The sequence below is a fragment of the Bradyrhizobium sp. 2S1 genome, assembly GCF_011516625.5.
Taxonomy (GTDB): domain Bacteria; phylum Pseudomonadota; class Alphaproteobacteria; order Rhizobiales; family Xanthobacteraceae; genus Bradyrhizobium; species Bradyrhizobium septentrionale.
On record NZ_CP147717.1, the window covers coordinates 8,958,442 to 8,976,518 of the forward strand.

The 18,077-nt window shown below is 63.9% G+C and carries 13 protein-coding genes and 1 pseudogene; 3 read left to right on the forward strand and 11 right to left on the reverse strand.

Annotated elements, in window-relative coordinates; genetic code table 11:
* Positions 1–129: 129 nt before the first annotated feature.
* From rpoC to rplJ, 4 genes are all read right to left on the reverse strand, one after another.
* Positions 130–4,332, reverse strand: a complete 4,203-nt coding sequence (rpoC, locus tag HAP54_RS42860; protein WP_029081777.1) for a DNA-directed RNA polymerase subunit beta' — start codon at positions 4,330–4,332, stop codon at positions 130–132.
* A 126-nt stretch (positions 4,333–4,458) separates the two neighbouring features.
* Positions 4,459–8,577: a DNA-directed RNA polymerase subunit beta gene (gene rpoB, locus HAP54_RS42865; RefSeq protein WP_166297369.1), complete on the reverse strand. Its 4,119-nt coding sequence runs from the start codon at positions 8,575–8,577 to the stop codon at positions 4,459–4,461.
* 442 nt (positions 8,578–9,019) lie between these two features.
* Positions 9,020–9,397, reverse strand: a complete 378-nt coding sequence (gene rplL / locus HAP54_RS42870) for a 50S ribosomal protein L7/L12 (protein ID WP_029081779.1) — start codon at positions 9,395–9,397, stop codon at positions 9,020–9,022.
* A 54-nt stretch (positions 9,398–9,451) separates the two neighbouring features.
* Positions 9,452–9,970 carry a 50S ribosomal protein L10 gene (gene rplJ / locus HAP54_RS42875; protein WP_166306983.1) on the reverse strand — a complete coding sequence of 173 codons (519 nt, stop codon included), beginning with the start codon at positions 9,968–9,970 and terminating at the stop codon, positions 9,452–9,454.
* A gap of 619 nt (positions 9,971–10,589) precedes the next feature.
* On the opposite strand from rplJ, the gene HAP54_RS42880 reads away from it, so the two are divergent.
* The 3 genes from HAP54_RS42880 to sigJ are packed head-to-tail and all read left to right on the forward strand — an operon-like array spanning position 10,590 to position 12,406.
* Positions 10,590–10,979, forward strand: coding sequence for a hypothetical protein (locus HAP54_RS42880; RefSeq protein ID WP_166297371.1), 390 nt, complete (start codon positions 10,590–10,592; stop codon positions 10,977–10,979).
* A complete protein-coding gene (locus tag HAP54_RS42885; RefSeq protein WP_166297373.1) occupies positions 10,972–11,517 on the forward strand; it encodes a hypothetical protein in 546 nt (181 codons plus the stop codon). Before HAP54_RS42880 ends, HAP54_RS42885 begins: the two co-directional genes overlap by 8 nt.
* Entirely contained in the window at positions 11,495–12,406 is a 912-nt protein-coding gene (gene sigJ / locus HAP54_RS42890) for an RNA polymerase sigma factor SigJ (protein WP_166297375.1), read from the forward strand. The genes HAP54_RS42885 and sigJ overlap by 23 nt, the downstream gene beginning before the upstream one ends.
* On the opposite strand, the pseudogene HAP54_RS42895 reads toward sigJ, so the two are convergent.
* From HAP54_RS42895 to HAP54_RS42925, 7 genes and pseudogenes are all read right to left on the reverse strand, one after another.
* Positions 12,382–13,232, reverse strand: a pseudogene (locus tag HAP54_RS42895) (NAD(P)-dependent oxidoreductase). The gene sigJ and the pseudogene HAP54_RS42895 sit on opposite strands and share 25 nt — an antisense overlap.
* Positions 13,233–13,427: 195 nt before the next feature.
* Complete coding sequence (rplA, locus tag HAP54_RS42900) at positions 13,428–14,120, reverse strand: 50S ribosomal protein L1 (RefSeq protein ID WP_166297377.1); 693 nt, start codon at positions 14,118–14,120, stop codon at positions 13,428–13,430.
* A 6-nt stretch (positions 14,121–14,126) separates the two neighbouring features.
* On the reverse strand, positions 14,127–14,555 hold the full coding sequence (rplK, locus tag HAP54_RS42905) for a 50S ribosomal protein L11 (protein ID WP_008136439.1): 429 nt from the start codon (positions 14,553–14,555) through the stop codon (positions 14,127–14,129).
* 130 nt (positions 14,556–14,685) lie between these two features.
* Positions 14,686–15,219 carry a transcription termination/antitermination protein NusG gene (nusG, locus tag HAP54_RS42910; protein ID WP_044538613.1) on the reverse strand — a complete coding sequence of 178 codons (534 nt, stop codon included), beginning with the start codon at positions 15,217–15,219 and terminating at the stop codon, positions 14,686–14,688.
* 20 nt (positions 15,220–15,239) lie between these two features.
* Positions 15,240–15,431 (reverse strand): preprotein translocase subunit SecE, encoded by a 192-nt coding sequence (secE, locus tag HAP54_RS42915; protein ID WP_028335448.1) that lies wholly within the window; start codon positions 15,429–15,431, stop codon positions 15,240–15,242.
* A gap of 371 nt (positions 15,432–15,802) precedes the next feature.
* Positions 15,803–17,119: an ATP-binding protein gene (locus tag HAP54_RS42920; protein ID WP_339156808.1), complete on the reverse strand. Its 1,317-nt coding sequence runs from the start codon at positions 17,117–17,119 to the stop codon at positions 15,803–15,805.
* A 20-nt stretch (positions 17,120–17,139) separates the two neighbouring features.
* Positions 17,140–17,886, reverse strand: coding sequence for a response regulator (locus HAP54_RS42925; RefSeq protein ID WP_166297381.1), 747 nt, complete (start codon positions 17,884–17,886; stop codon positions 17,140–17,142).
* Between the last annotated feature and the right edge of the window lie 191 nt (positions 17,887–18,077).

The window sequence follows — 18,077 nt, forward strand, 5'->3', positions numbered from 1 at the left end:
AGCAAAGGCACTTTTTTGCCTGAAGGAAAGATGAACAAACTGCGTCCCTGCACCGCAGCAAGGAAAGAAAGCAGCAAAAAGGCCGGCAAAACGCCGGCCTTCTCGTCGCATCCGTAGTCTTGCGGATGCCTATTCCGCGGGCGGCAGCGCCAGCGGCTCCGCCTCCGGAGCCGTCGGCACGATCGCCGCCTGCTGCTTCTCGCGCTCGTCGAGGATCAGCTTGTCGCGCTTGACCGCGACTTCGCGGATCCGCGCCATCGAGGCGCCGGTGCCGGCCGGGATCAGGCGGCCGACAATGACGTTCTCCTTGAGGCCTTCGAGCGGGTCCACCTTGCCGTTGACGGCAGCTTCGGTGAGCACGCGCGTGGTCTCCTGGAACGACGCCGCCGAGAAGAACGAGCGGGTCTGCAAGCTCGCCTTGGTGATGCCGAGCAGAACCGGCGTACCCGTGGCGGGCTTCTTGCCCTCCTCCTTGGCCTTGGTGTTGAGCGCGTCGAACTCGATCTTGTCAACCTGCTCGCCCGAGATCATGTCGGTGTCGCCCTGGTCGGTGACTTCCACCTTCTGCAGCATCTGACGGACAATCACCTCGATGTGCTTGTCGTTGATGAGCACGCCCTGCAACCGGTAGACCTCCTGGATTTCGTTGACCAGATAGGCAGCGAGTTCCTCGATGCCCTTGATCGCCAGGATGTCGTGCGGCGCCGGATTGCCTTCGACGATGAAATCGCCCTTTTCGACGATGTCGCCGTCCTGAAGGTGGATGTGCTTGCCCTTCGGGATCAGGTACTCGCGCGGCTCCTCGGTCTTGTCCATCGGCTCGATCGAGATACGGCGCTTGTTCTTGTAGTCGCGGCCAAAGCGGATCGTTCCCGCCGTTTCCGCGATGATCGCCGCGTCCTTCGGCTTGCGAGCCTCGAACAGTTCCGCCACCCGCGGCAGACCGCCGGTGATGTCACGCGTCTTGGCGCTCTCGGTCGAGATACGCGCCAGGATGTCGCCGGGCATGATCTTCGCGCCGATGTCGACCGACAGAATGGCGTCGACCGACAACATGTAGCGGGCATCGCCGCCACGCGCGAGCTTCAGCACCTTGCCGTCCTTGCCCTTGACCACGATGGCCGGGCGCAGGTCCGAACCGCCGCGCGTCGTGCGCCAGTCTATGACCACGCGCTTGGCGATACCGGTCGATTCGTCGAGCGTTTCCGAGATCGACTGGCCTTCGACCAGATCCTCGAAACCGATCGTGCCCTCGACTTCGCTCAGCACCGGGCGGGTATAGGGGTCCCACTCGGCGATGCGCTGGCCGCGCTTGACCGTGTCGCCTTCGTCGACGTGCATCTTCGAACCGTACTGAATACGGTGGGTTGCACGCTCGGTGCCGTCGGCGTCGACGATCGCAACGACCATGTTGCGCACCATCGCGACCAGATTGCCTTCGCTGTTGCGGGCGATGGCCTTGTTCCGGATCACGATCTTGCCGTCGAAGTTCGATTCGACGAACGACTGCTCGTTGAGCTGCGCCGCGCCGCCGATGTGGAACGTGCGCATCGTCAGCTGCGTACCGGGCTCGCCGATCGACTGCGCCGCGATGACGCCGACGGCCTCACCGTGGTTGACCGGGGTGCCGCGGGCCAGATCGCGGCCGTAGCACTTGGCGCAGATGCCGTTGATCAGCTCGCAGGTCAGCGCCGAGCGGATCTTCACTTCCTGGATGCCGGCCTGCTGGATCGCGTCGACATGGGTCTCCTCCATCAACGTGTCACGCTTGATGACAATCTCGTTGGTGGCGGGGTCACGCACGTCATCGCAGGCCGTGCGGCCCAGGATGCGCGAGCCGAGCGAGGCGACCACGGTGCCGGCATCGACGATGGCGCGCATCTTGATGCCGAGCTTGGTGCCGCAATCGGTCTGCGTGATGATGCAGTCCTGTGCGACGTCGACCAGACGGCGGGTCAGGTAACCGGAGTTCGCAGTCTTCAACGCGGTGTCCGCGAGGCCCTTGCGGGCGCCGTGGGTCGAGTTGAAGTATTCGAGCACCGACAGACCTTCCTTGAAGTTGGAAATGATCGGCGTCTCGATGATCTCGCCCGACGGCTTGGCCATCAGGCCGCGCATGCCGGCGAGCTGGCGCATCTGCGCCGGCGAACCACGCGCACCGGAGTGCGCCATCATGTAGATCGAGTTGATGTCGGCATCCGCCCCCGCCGCCGTCTTCTTGGTGGAGGAGATCTCCTTCATCATCGCCTTGGCGACTTCTTCACCGGCCTTCGACCAGGCGTCGACGACTTTGTTGTACTTCTCGCCATGGGTGATCAGGCCGTCATTGTACTGCTGCTCGAAATCCTTCGCCAGCGTACGGGTCTGGTCCACGATCTTCCACTTCGACGCCGGCACGACCATGTCGTCCTTGCCGAACGAAATGCCCGCCTTGAAGGCGTTGTAGAAGCCGAGCGCCATGATGCGGTCGCAGAAGATCACGGTCTCCTTCTGACCGCAGTGACGGTAGACCTGGTCGATCACGCCGGAAATCTCGCGCTTCGTCATCAGCTTGTTGATGATGTCGTACGAGATCTTGGTGCTCTTCGGCAGCAGGTTGCCGAGCATGACGCGGCCAGCGGTGGTCTCGATCCAACGCTTGGACAGCTTGCCTTCCTCGTCGAGGCCTTCCCACCGGTACTTGATCTTGGTGTGGAGGTGGATGACCTTCGAATGCAGGGCGTGCTCGAGCTCGGCCATGTCGCCGAAGATCTTGCCCTCGCCGGGCAGGCCTTCGCGCATGATCGAGACGTAATAGAGGCCGAGCACGATGTCCTGCGACGGCACGATGATCGGCTGGCCGTTCGCCGGATGCAGGATGTTGTTGGTCGACATCATCAGGACGCGCGCTTCCAGCTGCGCTTCGAGCGACAGCGGAACGTGCACGGCCATCTGGTCGCCGTCGAAGTCGGCGTTGAAGGCGGCGCAGACCAGCGGATGCAGCTGGATCGCCTTGCCTTCGATCAGCACCGGCTCGAACGCCTGGATGCCCAGGCGATGCAGCGTCGGCGCGCGGTTGAGCAGCACCGGATGCTCGCGGATCACCTCATCGAGGATATCCCAGACCTCCGGACGCTCCTTCTCGACCAGCTTCTTGGCCTGCTTCACCGTGGTGGACAGGCCCTTGGCGTCGAGCCGCGAATAGATGAACGGCTTGAACAGCTCGAGCGCCATCTTCTTCGGCAGGCCGCACTGATGCAGGCGCAGCTCGGGACCGACCACGATCACCGAACGGCCCGAATAGTCGACGCGCTTGCCGAGCAGGTTCTGGCGGAACCGGCCCTGCTTGCCCTTCAGCATGTCGGCGAGCGACTTCAGCGGGCGCTTGTTGGCACCCGTGATGACGCGGCCGCGGCGGCCGTTGTCGAACAGCGCGTCGACGGCCTCCTGCAGCATGCGCTTTTCGTTGCGGATGATGATGTCAGGCGCACGCAGCTCCATCAGCCGCTTCAAGCGGTTGTTGCGGTTGATGACGCGGCGATACAGGTCGTTGAGGTCGGAGGTCGCGAACCGGCCGCCGTCGAGCGGCACCAGCGGACGCAGGTCCGGCGGAATCACCGGCACGACCGTCATGATCATCCATTCCGGCTTGTTGCCGGAGACGCGGAAGGCCTCGACGATCTTCAGACGCTTGGCGAGCTTCTTGTGCTTGATGTCCGAGTCGGTCTCGGCCATGTCGGCGCGCAGCGTCGCCTCGAGCTTCTCGAGCTCGAGACCCTTGAGCAGCTCGCGGATCGCCTCGGCGCCGATCATGGCGGTGAAGCTGTCCTGGCCGTACTCGTCCTGCGCCTTCAGATACTCGTCTTCCGACAGCAGCTGACGGTCCTTCAGCGCGGTCAGGCCGGGCTCGAGAACCACGTAATATTCGAAGTAGAGGATCCGCTCGAGATCCTTCAGCGTCATGTCGAGCAAGAGGCCGATGCGCGACGGCAGCGACTTCAGGAACCAGATGTGGGCGACCGGCGCCGCCAGCTCGATGTGGCCCATGCGCTCGCGCCGGACGCGCGACAGCGTCACCTCGACCGAGCACTTCTCGCAGATGATGCCCTTGTACTTCATCCGCTTGTACTTGCCGCACAGGCACTCGTAGTCCTTGATCGGCCCGAAGATGCGCGCGCAGAACAGGCCGTCACGCTCCGGCTTGAAGGTGCGGTAGTTGATGGTCTCCGGCTTCTTGATCTCGCCGTACGACCAGGACAGAATCTTCTCTGGAGACGCGATCGAAATCCGGATCTGGTCGAAGACCTGAGCCGGCGTCGTCGGATTGAAAAGATTCATAATCTCTTGATTCATGGTCTTCTCCTCGCGTGCCGATCGTCACCGGCAGCAAATTCGAAATTTTATTCAGCGCGCGCCCCGCCCAACGTCCGAGCGGAGTGCGAAGGCCCGGCGCTTCTCGCGCCGGGCATGATCACTGCGTTACTCGGCCGCTTCCGACGTCGACGCCGGTCCCACCTTGGAATTGTGCAGGTCGACGTTGAGGCCGAGCGAGCGCATTTCCTTGACCAGCACGTTGAACGATTCCGGAATACCGGCCTCGAAGGTGTCGTCGCCGCGCACGATCGCCTCGTACACCTTGGTACGGCCGGCGACGTCGTCCGACTTCACGGTCAGCATCTCCTGCAGCGTGTAGGCGGCGCCGTAGGCTTCCAGCGCCCAGACCTCCATTTCGCCGAAGCGCTGGCCGCCGAACTGCGCCTTGCCGCCCAGCGGCTGCTGGGTGACGAGCGAGTACGGACCGATCGAACGCGCGTGGATCTTGTCGTCCACGAGATGGTGCAGCTTGAGCATGTAGATGTAGCCCATCGTCACCTTGCGATCGAACGCATCGCCGGTGCGGCCGTCATAGACGGTCGACTGGCCGGAGGCGTCGAAGCCCGCGAGCTTCAGCATCTCCTCGATGTCGGCTTCCTTGGCGCCGTCGAACACCGGCGTTGCGATCGGCACGCCGTGGCTCAGATTGCGGCCGAGTTCGACCAGCTCGTTGTCGTTCAGCGACTTGATGGTTTCATCCTCGCCGTAGATCTTCTTCAGGGTCTCGCGCAGCGGCTTGAGATCCTGCTTCTGATAGTAGGCGTCGATGGTCTGGCCAATGCGCTTGCCGAGGCCGGCGCAGGCCCAACCGAGATGGGTCTCAAGGATCTGACCGACGTTCATGCGCGAAGGCACGCCGAGCGGATTGAGCACGATGTCGGCGTGCGTGCCGTCCTCGAGGAACGGCATGTCCTCGATCGGCACGATCTTCGACACCACGCCCTTGTTGCCGTGACGGCCGGCCATCTTGTCGCCGGGCTGGATCTTGCGCTTCACCGCGACGAAGACCTTGACCATCTTCATCACGCCGGGCGGCAGCTCGTCGCCACGCTGCAGCTTCTCGACCTTGTCGAGGAAGCGCTGCTCGAGGCCCTTCTTCGACTCGTCGTACTGCTTCCGCATGGCCTCGATCTCGGCCATCAGCTTGTCGTTCGGCGAGGCGAACAGCCACCACTGCGACTTCGGATACTCGTCGAGCACCGCACGGGTGATCTTGGTGTCCTTCTTGAAGCCCTTCGGGCCGGCGATGCCCTGGCGGTTCTCCAGGAGCTCGGCGAGGCGGTTGTAGACGTTGCGGTCCAGAATCGACTGCTCGTCGTCGCGGTCCTTGGCCAGACGCTCGATCTCTTCCCGTTCGATCGCCAGCGCACGCTCGTCCTTGTCGACGCCGTGGCGGTTGAACACGCGGACTTCCACGATGGTGCCCTGCACGCCCGGAGGCACGCGCAGCGAGGTATCGCGGACGTCGGAGGCCTTCTCGCCGAAGATGGCGCGCAACAGCTTCTCTTCCGGCGTCATCGGGCTCTCGCCCTTCGGCGTGATCTTGCCGACCAGGATGTCGCCGGCGCGGACCTCCGCACCGATGTAGACGATACCGGCTTCGTCGAGGTTCTTCAGCGCTTCTTCCGAGACGTTCGGAATGTCGCGGGTGATTTCCTCAGGCCCGAGCTTGGTGTCGCGGGCCATCACTTCGAATTCTTCGATATGAATCGACGTAAACACGTCGTCCTTCACGATCCGCTCGGAGAGCAGGATCGAGTCTTCGAAGTTGTAGCCGTTCCACGGCATGAACGCGACCAGCACGTTGCGGCCGAGCGCGAGCTCGCCGAGATCGGTCGACGGACCGTCAGCGATGATGTCGCCCTTCTTGACGATGTCGCCGACCTTCACCAGCGGACGCTGGTTGATGCAGGTCGACTGGTTGGAGCGCTGGTACTTCATCAGCCGGTAGATATCGACGCCCGACTTGGTCGGATCGAGATCCTCGGTGGCGCGGATCACGACGCGGGTGGCGTCGATCTGGTCGATCACGCCCGAGCGGCGCGCGGCAATCGCCGCGCCCGAGTCACGGGCGACCACGCCTTCCATGCCGGTGCCGACGAACGGCGCCTCGGCGCGAACCAGCGGCACCGCCTGGCGCTGCATGTTCGAGCCCATCAGCGCGCGGTTGGCGTCGTCGTTCTCGAGGAACGGGATCAGCGCCGCGGCCACCGAAACCAGCTGCTTCGGCGACACGTCCATGTAGTCGACCTTGTCCGGCGTCACCGGCAGCACTTCGCCGGCGTGACGGCAGACCACCAGGTCGTCGGTGAAGCGGCCCTTGGCATCGAGCGGCACGTTGGCCTGCGCGACGCGGTAACGGCCCTCTTCCATCGCCGACAGATAGACCACCTCGTCGGTGACCCGGCCGTCCTTGATCTTGCGATACGGCGTCTCGACGAAGCCGTATTTGTTGACGCGCGCGAACGTCGCCAGCGAGTTGATCAGGCCGATGTTCGGACCTTCCGGCGTCTCGATCGGGCAGATACGGCCGTAATGCGTCGGATGCACGTCGCGGACTTCGAAGCCGGCGCGCTCACGGGTCAGACCGCCCGGGCCAAGCGCCGACAGGCGCCGCTTGTGGGTGATCTCCGACAGCGGGTTGGTCTGGTCCATGAACTGCGACAGCTGCGAGGAGCCGAAGAACTCACGCACCGCGGCAGCCGCGGGCTTGGCGTTGATCAGGTCCTGCGGCATCACGGTGTCGATATCGACGCTCGACATGCGCTCCTTGATCGCACGCTCCATGCGGAGCAGGCCGATCCGATACTGGTTCTCCATCAGTTCGCCGACCGAGCGCACCCGGCGGTTGCCGAGGTGGTCGATGTCGTCGATCTCGCCCTTGCCGTCGCGCAGGTCGACCAGCGTCTTGATGACCGCCAGGATGTCTTCCTTGCGCAGCGTGCGATGGGTGTCGGGCGCATCGAGCTCGAGGCGCATGTTCATCTTGACGCGGCCGACCGCGGAGAGGTCGTAGCGCTCGGCATCGAAGAACAGCGACTGGAACATCGCCTGCGCTGAATCCAGCGTCGGCGGCTCGCCCGGACGCATCACGCGGTAGATGTCGAACAGCGCGTCCTCACGCGTCATGTTCTTGTCGGCCGAGAGCGTGTTGCGGATGTAGGCGCCGACATTGACGTGGTCGATGTCGAGCAGCGGCAGGTCCTTGTAGCCCTGCTCGTTGAGCACCTTGAGCGACTTCTCGGTGATCTCCTCGCCGGCTTCGGCGTAGATCTCACCGGTCTTCGGGTTGACGAGATCCTCGGCGAGATAGTTGCCGACGAGCTCCTCATCCGACATGCGAAGCGCCTTGAGGCCCTTTTCCTGCATCTGGCGCGCACTGCGCACGGTCAGCTTCTTGCCGGCCTCGAGCACCACCTTGCCGGTGTCGGCGTCGATCAGGTCGTTGATGGTGCTGTAACCGCGGAAGCGGTTGGCGTCGAACGGAACGCGCCAACCTTCCTTGGTCCGCTTGTAGGTGATCCTCTTGTAGAAGGTCGACAGGATCTGCTCGCCGTCGAGACCGAGCGCGTACATCAGCGAGGTCACGGGCAGCTTGCGGCGGCGGTCGATGCGCGCGAACACGATGTCCTTGGCGTCGAACTCGATGTCGAGCCAGGAACCGCGATACGGAATCACGCGCGCGGCAAACAACAGCTTGCCGGACGAATGGGTCTTGCCCTTGTCGTGGTCGAAGAACACGCCGGGCGAACGGTGCATCTGCGAGACGATGACGCGCTCGGTGCCGTTGACCACGAAGGTGCCGTTCATTGTCATGAGCGGGATATCGCCCATGTAGACGTCCTGCTCCTTGATGTCCTTGACCGACTTGGCGCCGGTTTCCTCGTCGATATCGAACACGATGAGGCGCAGCGTCACCTTGAGCGGCGCAGCGAAGGTCATGCCGCGCTGGCGGCACTCGTCGACGTCATATTTCGGCTGTTCGAACTCGTAGCGGACGAATTCGAGCATCGAGGTGCCCGAGAAGTCCGAGATCGGGAACACCGAGCGGAACACCGCCTGCAGGCCCTCGTCGAGGCGACCGCCGGCCGGCTCGTCAACCATCAGGAATTGGTCATAGGACGCCTTCTGAACCTCGATGAGGTTCGGCATCTCGGCGACTTCCTTGATGTGACCGAAAAACTTGCGTACGCGTTTGCGACCGGTAAATGTCTGCTGCGCCATCGTGGCCTCTCATTTTCGTCGCCTTTGTGGGGCGAACCTTCCGGGAGCGACTGCCATCGGCCCCGGGTTGAATTTTCGAATCGTCCCGAAGGAACGAAGCGCAGGGTCAGGAATTAAATCCCCAGCCCGACCCCTATTTCCTCCAAAACGCAAAACGACGCGCGGGGCGCATCACTGCACCCGCTCGTCCAAACGCTCCGCTTTACGGACTGAAAAAGCCCGAAATCTGACTGTCTCCCAACAGCTTACGCCGAGAACCCTGCCGTTCCCGCCGCCGACCGTGTTTTTTCGCTGCCAACCCGATATGGGAAGGCAATAAAGGAGATTCGAGGGTTAAGTCCACGGATCCCCACACTTTCTTGTGTCCGGCGCGCTACGCGGCAACCTGCCGCACGCCGCTTGCTTGGCCCGGGAGCGCCCTGCGGCGCTCCCGGATCGCGCATTACTTGAGCTCGACCTTGGCGCCAGCCTTCTCGAGCTGGGCCTTGACCTTCTCGGCTTCATCCTTGTTGACGCCTTCCTTGACGGGCTTCGGAGCGCCTTCGACGAGGTCCTTGGCTTCCTTCAGGCCCAAGCCGGTGATGGCGCGGACTTCCTTGATGACTTCGATCTTCTTGTCGCCGGCAGCAGCCAGCACGACAGTGAACTCGGTCTTCTCTTCAGCCGGAGCAGCGGCAGCACCGCCACCGGCCGGGCCGGCCACCGCGACGGCGGCAGCGGCGGAGACGCCCCACTTTTCCTCGAGGAGCTTGGCGAGTTCGGCCGCTTCGAGCACGGTGAGGCTCGAGAGGTCGTCGACGATTTTCTGCAAGTCAGCCATTGATCTGTTTCCTTAAACGTTTGGTTCGAACCAGGTTTTGAGATTAGCGAAGGGTCAGGCCGCTTCGCTCTTTGAGGCATGAGCCTGAATGACGCGTGCGAGCTTGGCCGCGGGCGCGTTCGACAGCTGAGCGAGCTTGGTCGCCGGCGCCACGAGGAGGCCCACGATCTTGCTGCGCAGTTCGTCAAGCGACGGCAGTGAGGCAAGCGCCTTCACGCTGTCGACACTCAGGACGGTTTTACCCATCGAACCGCCAAGGATGACGAACTTTTCGTTCGCCTTGGCGAATTCGACGGCAACCTTTGGCGCCGCGACCGGATCGTTCGAAGTAGCGATCACAGTCGGCCCCTTCAGCAGGGAACCGATGGCAGCGACGTCAGTGCCTTCAAGAGCAATTTTGGCGAGACGGTTCTTCGAGACCTTCACCGACGCACCCGCCTGCTTCATCTGCATGCGCAGCTTCTGCATCTGGGCTACGGTGAGGCCGGAATAGTGAGCGACGATCGCAACGCTCGTGGCCTTGAAGGCCTCGTTGAGCTGTCCGACCGCCTCTTTTTTTGCCGCTCGTTCCACAGCAAGCTCTTTCCGGTTGGCGGCCTTATCCGCGAAGGCAGGACCGCCGGGTTGCACCCATCGCCCCACCCAAAACCTGATCCTTGGGGCGCAAGACCCTTCGGACACGCCGGGCAAGACGACATCTAGAAGCCTGCCCTCCCAAAGCCTTGCGGCCATGGGCTGTCGAGGTTCGAACCAAACCAAGCCTCCCAGCCACGAACAGGCCGCGACGTGGAGCACAAAATCCGGTCTTCACCCGTCTATGCAGGCCATGCGATTAAGCCGTTGAAAACACGAAGTTCTCGCGGGCGCCTGCAGTCTTGGACAGGATCGGGCTATCGGCCGAGGCCGAACGCCCTGCTCTTATTCCGTTGAAGGCGACGGGTTTCCTTCCTTTCGAGCATCCTTGCGGGCATGCGGAAAGGAATGATCTCCTATCACCTCAGGTTTTCGGAATGCGAGCACGGACCTGCCAGCAAGTGCCAGCACGCCCGGAAGGCGCTATGTAGCCGGTCCTGCCCTGCTTGCCAAGAGCAAAATTCAGACCAGTTCACCGATCCGCCTCGGCCCAGCGAAAATTTCTCCGACGCGACGTCACACGACGGCGGTGTCGCTCGTCTGGGCGCTGGAGGCTCGCATGAAACGATGGATTGCAGGAATTCTCGCCCTCTTCAACCTCGGCAATGGGCTGGTGATGCTGTCAGCCGGTTCCGTCTGGTGGTCGCTGGTTCCCGGCGCCGCCGATACCGGCCCCTTCAACCCCCATTTGGTTCAGGACGTCGGCATCGCCTTCATTGCAGCCGGGCTCGGTCTCGCCGCGCGAGCCTGGCGGCCGGCCTGGTGGCCCGCGGCGGTCGCGGGCGCCGCGTTCCTGGTGGGCCATGGCCTGCTGCATCTTGCGATGATCGCCGGCGGCCATGACCGCCATGCCGCGTCCGACCTGATCGCGGTGATCCTGCCCGCGGCCCTCGCACTCTATTCCGCCCTGCCAAGCCCAAGAGAACAATCAGGAGAACACCATGCGTAGTTTCATCGCGCGCCGTATGCTGCGCGCTTATTCCAAGCGCTACGGTTACGACACCAGCTATCTTGAGATGATGCTGAAGCAATCGCCGACGTCATTCTTCAAGTTCGCCGGCGCGATGAAGGCCGCCGCCTGCCGCGAGGTTGCGCCGGTCGAAGCCTGCTTCGCCGCCAAGCTCACCGGCGCGCTGGCCGAAGATTGCGGTCCCTGCGCGCAGCTGGTCGCCGACATGGCGATCGAGGCCGGGATGGCGGAGCAGCAGGTCACGGCCGTGCTCAGGCGCGACGTTGACGCGATGTCGGCGGACACCGCGCTCGGCTTCCGCTTCGCGGACGCGATCGTGCGGCGTTCCACGGAGGATGATACCTGCCGCGACGAGGTTCGCGCGCGCTGGGGCGAAAAAGGCGTGATCGACCTCGCGATGGCCCTGCAAATCGGGCGTATCTTCCCCATGATGAAGTTGGCGCTAGGCTATGCCAGGGAGTGTCGCCGCGTGACCGTGGCCGGCCATCAGATCGATGTCATCAAGCAGGCCGCCTGAGCCCGACCCGCTCGGCCCGTATCGGGCGCGGCTGACCGGGCTCGCCTATCGCATGCTCGGCAGCCGCAGCGACGCCGACGACGTGGTGCAGGACGCCTGGCTGCGCTTCGCCGCGGCCGACGGCGTTCACAATCCCGAGGCGTTCCTCGTCACGGTGGTGACCCGGCTCTGCCTCGACCGGCTGAAGAGCGCCAGCGCCCAGCGCGAGGTCTATGTCGGCGCATGGCTGCCCGAGCCGGTGTTCGACGAGAGCCTGTCGGCCGAGGCAGCGACCGAGCTTGCCCACGATCTCTCCTTCGCCCTGATGCTGGCGCTCGACACCTTGTCACCGCTCGAGCGCGCCGCGTTCCTGCTGCACGACGTGTTCGACCGGCCGTTTGCGGAAGTCGCGCGCACGCTCGAGCGCAGCGAGGTGGCCTGCCGGCAGCTCGCGGCGCGCGCCCGGCGGACCGTGCGCGACAGCCGCCCTGCCCCGGCCGCTCCGCCCGAGGGCCACGCAAGATTGCTGACGGCATTCTGCCAGGCCGCAGCCAGCGGCGACGTCTCCGCTCTGGCCGATCTGCTGCGCGAGGATGCGATCGCGATCACCGATGGCGGCGGCCGCAAGCTGGCGGCGCTGAACCCGATCAAGGGGGCCGAGAAGATCGTCCGCTTCATCATCGGCATCGTCGGCAAGAATGCCGGCAGCGAGGTCCGTGTCGAGCCGATGATGGTCAACGGCAGCGCAGGCGCGCTGGTCCTTCTCGATGGCGAGATCGACCACACGCTCAGCCTGGCGATCGACGCCGCGACCAATCGGATCGCGGCGATCTACGTCGTCCGCAACCCCGACAAGCTGCGCCACGCGCCGCGCCTGACCGCCGGTCAGGACGCCGACGGCACCGGATAGGCGAGCGGCTTGCCGGCGAAGAACGCCTCGAGATTGGCGAGCACGCAGTCCTGCATCGCCACGTGCGATTACAGGGTGTGGCCGCCGATATGCGGGGACAGCACGACGTTCGGCAGCGCCGTCAGTTCGTCGGGCGCGTGCGGCTCCCTGGCAAACACGTCGAGCCCGGCGCCCGCGATGGACTGATCGGCAAGAGCCGCAACCAGCGCCTTCTGGTCGACGACGGAGCCGCGCGAGATGTTGACGATGATCCCGCTGTTGCCGAGCCGGCGCAGGATGTCGGCATTGACGGCATGGACCGTATCAGCACCGGCGCGCACCGCGATCATCAGCACGCTGCACCAGTCGGCGAGCGCCTCGAGGCTCGGAAAGTGCTGATACGGCACATCCTGCCGTGACCGGCTGAAATAGCCGACCTCGGTTTCGAACGCGGCGACGCGCGCCGCGATCTTGCGGCCGATCTCGCCGAGGCCGTAGACGCCGACCTTGCGGCCGCGCATGCCGGCCTGCGGCCGCATCATCGGCGACGGCTTGGCGCCGATCCAGTCGCCGCTGCGGTTCCGCGCCTGACGGCGGCGGCAAGATCGATCCCCTCATATCCGGTGCCGTAGCAGATGATCGCGCCGAGCTTCGGCAGCACGTCCATCGCCTCACCGCTGAGCGGGGTACCGCCCGCCGTGATCATCGCCCGGATATCGCCAAGCTCCGCCGCCGAAAACATCTCGGTCAGCCGCTTGCCCGCGGCATTCAACAGTTCGTAGCGCTCACCGAAGCGCACCAGTTCGTTTCTGGGAAAGCGTGAATAGACCAGGACCTTATCGGGCATTGTTGTTTCCTGCGAGAGGCCTCACCTGGAGTCTTTTCCTTCCCGATTGAATCGGAACGGGCTCTGGATTCTTGCTTTGACGCGTTTTCTTCACGCGAACCGGTACCCATTTCGCTCGAAAACGCTCTGGCAAAACAAAGGGGCGGAACCGGTTGCCCGATCCCGCCCCTCTTTATCTCGTCACGGCCAAAGACCTCAGCCGAGGATTGTGCCCGGCTCGACCTTCACGCCCGGGCCCATGGTGGAGGAAACCGCCACACGCTGGATGTAGGTGCCCTTGGAACCCGCCGGCTTCGCCTTGGAGACCGCGTCTGCGAGCGCCTTGACGTTCTCGACCAGCTTGTCCTCGGAGAACGAGGCCTTGCCGATGCCGGCCTGCACGATGCCGGCCTTCTCGACGCGGAACTCGACCGAGCCGCCCTTGGCGCCCTTCACGGCGTTGGTGACGTCCATGGTCACGGTGCCGATCTTCGGGTTCGGCATCATGCCGCGCGGACCGAGCACCTTACCGAGGCGGCCGACCAGCGGCATCATGTCGGGGGTGGCGATACAGCGGTCGAAATCGATCGCACCGCCCTGCACCTTCTCGACCAGGTCCTCGGCACCGACGACGTCGGCACCGGCGGCCTTGGCTTCCTCAGCCTTGGCACCGCGCGCGAACACGCCGACGCGCAGCGTGCGGCCGGTACCGTTCGGCAGGTTGACGACGCCGCGGACCATCTGGTCGGCGTGGCGCGGGTCGACGCCGAGATTGATCGCAATCTCGATCGTCTCGTCGAACTTCGACTTGGCGCGCTCCTTGATGATCTTGATGGCATCCGCGAGCGGGTAGAGCTTCTCGCGATCGACGCCCTCGCGGGCCTTCTTCAAACGCTTTCCGATTGCCATGGCCCGTTACCCCGCAACTTCCAGACCCATCGAACGGGCAGAGCCCTCGACCATCTTCATGGCCGATTCGATGGTGTCGCAATTCAAGTCCTTCATCTTCTTCTCGGCGATCTCGCGCACCTGCGCCTTGGTCACCTTGCCGGCCTTGTCACGGCCCGGCGCCTTCGAGCCGGACTGGATCTTGGCAGCCTGCTTGAGGAAGAACGACATCGGGGGCGTCTTCATCTCGAAGGTGAACGAACGATCGGCGTAGATCGTGATCACCACCGGGATTGGGGTATTCTTCTCTTCCTTCTGGGTCTGCGCGTTGAACGCCTTGCAGAACTCCATGATGTTGAGACCGCGCTGACCAAGCGCGGGGCCGATCGGGGGCGAAGGATTCGCCGCACCGGCCGGGACCTGAAGCTTCAGGTATCCGGTTACTTTCTTTGCCATTTATCACTCCTGTTGTGCCGGACGGTGCCGGCGGTTTCAGGTTCCGTGGTTCGGTTGAAGGGGCTGGCGACCGCCTCCTCCCTCCCACGGCCTCTCACTTGACGGGGGGCATATACCCCACGCCGTCCCGTCAGACCACCTTTTCGACCTGACCGAATTCCAGTTCCACGGGGGTCGCGCGGCCGAAGATCGACACCGCGACCTTCACGCGCGAGCGCGCCTCGTCGATTTCTTCCACCACGCCGGAGAACGAGGCGAACGGGCCATCGGCCACGCGCACATTCTCGCCGATTTCGAACGACACCGACGCCTTCGGACGCTCCACGCCCTCCTGCACCTGATGCAGGATCCGCATCGCCTCGGATTCCGAGATCGGCATCGGCTTGTTTTCCGCGCCGAGGAAGCCCGTCACCTTCGGGGTGTTCTTGATCAGATGGAACGCCTCGTCGGTCAGCTTCATCTTGACCAGCACATAGCCCGGGAAGAACTTGCGCTCGGCGTCGATCTTGCGGCCGCGGCGCACCTCGGTGACCTTCTCGGTCGGCACCAGCACCTGCTCGAACAGCTCTTCCAGCCCGCGCTGCTTGGCCTGCTCGCGGATCGATTCCGCCACCTTCTTCTCGAAGTTCGAATAGGCGTGGACGATGTACCAGCGCTTGTCCATCAATTGAGTTCCCATGCTCATCAGTGGATGCCCAGGATCAGCGTGATGAGATAGCGGATGATCTGGTCCGCGGCGAAAAAGAAGACCGAGGCCAGCGCCACCATCACGAACACCATGATGGTGGTGATGGTCGTCTCGCGGCGCGTCGGCCAGGTGACCTTGGCGGTCTCCGAGCGCACTTCCTGCAGGAATTTGAACGGGCTGAAAGCCATCGTGGGATCCGCGTCCGTGACCGGACGATTGCAACGTTTCAAGGAATCCGAACAGCCGACCTTGCGGACCCAGCCCTCGTTTGAAGGTTGAGCCGATAAACGAGCTCGAATGTTCGGGGAATTAGGCCGCGCCGGATATCCGCCATCAAAGCGGGCCGGCTGCGAGTGCCGGGTATCTACTGCGGGACCGGCCAAACGTCAAGGTCGGCGAGGTCGCGCCCCACGAGGGCCAGGCGCGGGCCGATCGGGCATTGATCCCTTCAATTCAACGGCTTAGCCGGGGCGCGGGGCACCTCCGGGACTTCCCGCCCGGGATTGGCGTCAAGAAGGTGCCCCTGTCGCGTGCGGTAACGCACACCGCCCCGCCTCGTCTAGGCCAGGACGGACTTCAGCGGCAGCAGCATCGATACCCGCAATCCGACCGGCTCCCGCGGCTTCAGTTCGATGCTGCCACCGTGGCGTTTGGCAATATCCTGGGCGATCGACAGCCCCAGCCCAAAGCCGCCGCTATCCTGCCGTGCGCCATCAGCCTTGAAGAAGGGTTCGAACACCTTATCGCGCAGCGCCGGCGGGATGCCGGGCCCGTCGTCAACCACCTCGATCTCAATGTGGTTCGAGTCCTTGGGACGTAGCGCGACCGCGACCGTGCTGCCGTGCTTGACTGCGTTCTCCACGACATTGGTGACGGCGCGCGACAGGGCGCGAGGCCGGCAGGCATAGGGAAGACGCGGAGGCCCGGCATAGGACACCGCGTGGCCCAGATCGGCGAACTCGGAACAGATGGTCTGCAGAAAGCTCGGCAGGTCGATGTGCGAGACTGCCTCCGAGCGCGCATCGTCGCGAAGATACTCCAACGTCTCGTTGATCATGCGCGTCACTTTGGCGATATCGTTCAGCATCGCCGTGCGCAGAGTATCTTCTCGGACACGCTCGGCGCGCAGCCTGAGCCGCGTCAGCGGCGTCCGCAGGTCATGACTGATTGCGGCCAGCATGCGGGTACGATCGTCGAGCAGCGCGCGGATCCGGGTGCGCATGTCGTTCAGGGCGTCGGCGACCTGGGCGATTTCAAGCGGACCGCGCCGGCGTAGCGCCTCGGGAGCCCGCGGCGAGCGGCCGAACGAGGTCGCGGCGCTCGCGACTTCGGCCAGCGGCGCGATCACCCAGCGCACGGCATAGACCGACAGCAGCAGCATGGATATCAGCAGGATGATTGCCCCTCCGGCCGCCGGGCGGAGCAGAATGGACCAAAAGCCGCCATTGACCGCGACGTCGGCCATCAACGCGTGGCCGTTGTCGAGCTTCACGACCACCTGTGACGACGAACCTGCCGGATGGCGCAGCTCCTCCAGCAACTCAATTCCAGACTCGGCCGCCAGTTGCCGAAATGCTCTTATGGAAAACGGCCGCGTCTCTCCGGCCGTCCGCGGCACGAGTTCGCTCAACGCGACCCGTTTGACGTCGAGACCGCCGCGCCTGGCCACGGCCAGCAGCCCATCCGCTTCGGTTGGCGTCTTCGTGGAACGCAGCAGCTGCGCGACCTCGGAGACCCGCCCCGCAAGAAACTTCTGCGTGTCGTTGATCGAGGGAGAATCGAACAGAAAAATCACGGTCACCGCTGCGAGCGTGATGCCGATCAGTTCCGAGAGCGCGACGAGGCTCATGAGTTGCGCAGCGATGCTGCGCGGCATCAGCCGCTGCGCCCATCCCATCAGATCTGCTCGACCGCAGGCGTGAAGAGGTAACCGCCGAGCCGCACGGTCTTGATCATCGAGCGGTCCTTCGGATCCGGCTCGATCTTCTGCCTGATGCGGCTGATATGAACGTCGACGCTGCGCTCGACCGAGGCGATCAGGCCGCCGAAGGCCTGCTCGATCAGTTGCTCGCGCGACAGCACCTGCCCCGGATTGCGGCAGAACGCCAGCAGCAGATCGAACTCGGCCCCGGTCAGCGTGATGCGGACACCGGCGGGGTCATGCAGTTCGCGGGTGGTGGGGTTGATGCGCCATCCGGCGAAGGTCAAGGGACGCGGCCGCGAGCGCGACGCAGTGCCGCTCTCGACCCGGCGCAACAGTGCGCGGATGCGGGCCACCAGCTCGCGCGAATTGAACGGCTTGGTGACATAGTCGTCGGCACCGAGTTCGAGACCGAGGATGCGGTCGATGTCCTCGCTCCGCGCCGTCAGCATGATGATGGGAATCGAGGACGACATGCGCAGCCGTCGGCAGATGCTCAACCCGTCCTCGCCCGGCAGCATCACGTCGAGCACGATGAGATCGACGCTCTCGCGCTTGAGCAGCGCATCCATCTCGATGGCCGAACCGACCAGCACCGCTCCGAAGCCGTTGTCCTGGAGGACCTCGGCCAGCATGCGCGCGATATCGGCGTCGTCCTCGACACAGAGGATGCGCGCGTTGGTGACGGGGAAAGCCACGAGGTCGAATTCCAGGATTTGCATCACGGCATTTTAGAGGCGTCTGCCGCGGATGCGCAGCGCGCAAATATAGCGTTTTGTTAAGCCTGCACGGCCAAATGTGGCTCAAATAGGTCGCGCAGTTTCACGGCCTACATCTGACTTAATATCTCTTAATCCCGACCCGGGCGGCCCTGTTCTATCGTGACGTGCGATCGTTCGTGGGGTGAGTGGTC

Excerpts from the sequence above, each read along its gene's own strand:
- rpoC (WP_029081777.1), bottom strand. The coding sequence starts at position 4,332 with ATGAATCAAGAGATTATGAATCTTTTCAATCCGACGACGCCGGCTCAG.
- rpoB (WP_166297369.1), bottom strand. The coding sequence starts at position 8,577 with ATGGCGCAGCAGACATTTACCGGTCGCAAACGCGTACGCAAGTTTTTC.
- rplL (WP_029081779.1), bottom strand. The coding sequence starts at position 9,397 with ATGGCTGACTTGCAGAAAATCGTCGACGACCTCTCGAGCCTCACCGTG.
- HAP54_RS42880 (WP_166297371.1), top strand. The coding sequence starts at position 10,590 with ATGAAACGATGGATTGCAGGAATTCTCGCCCTCTTCAACCTCGGCAAT.
- HAP54_RS42885 (WP_166297373.1), top strand. The coding sequence starts at position 10,972 with ATGCGTAGTTTCATCGCGCGCCGTATGCTGCGCGCTTATTCCAAGCGC.
- sigJ (WP_166297375.1), top strand. The coding sequence starts at position 11,495 with ATGTCATCAAGCAGGCCGCCTGAGCCCGACCCGCTCGGCCCGTATCGG.
- rplA (WP_166297377.1), bottom strand. The coding sequence starts at position 14,120 with ATGGCAATCGGAAAGCGTTTGAAGAAGGCCCGCGAGGGCGTCGATCGC.
- rplK (WP_008136439.1), bottom strand. The coding sequence starts at position 14,555 with ATGGCAAAGAAAGTAACCGGATACCTGAAGCTTCAGGTCCCGGCCGGT.
- nusG (WP_044538613.1), bottom strand. The coding sequence starts at position 15,219 with ATGGACAAGCGCTGGTACATCGTCCACGCCTATTCGAACTTCGAGAAG.
- secE (WP_028335448.1), bottom strand. The coding sequence starts at position 15,431 with ATGGCTTTCAGCCCGTTCAAATTCCTGCAGGAAGTGCGCTCGGAGACC.
- HAP54_RS42920 (WP_339156808.1), bottom strand. The coding sequence starts at position 17,119 with ATGCCGCGCAGCATCGCTGCGCAACTCATGAGCCTCGTCGCGCTCTCG.
- HAP54_RS42925 (WP_166297381.1), bottom strand. The coding sequence starts at position 17,886 with ATGCAAATCCTGGAATTCGACCTCGTGGCTTTCCCCGTCACCAACGCG.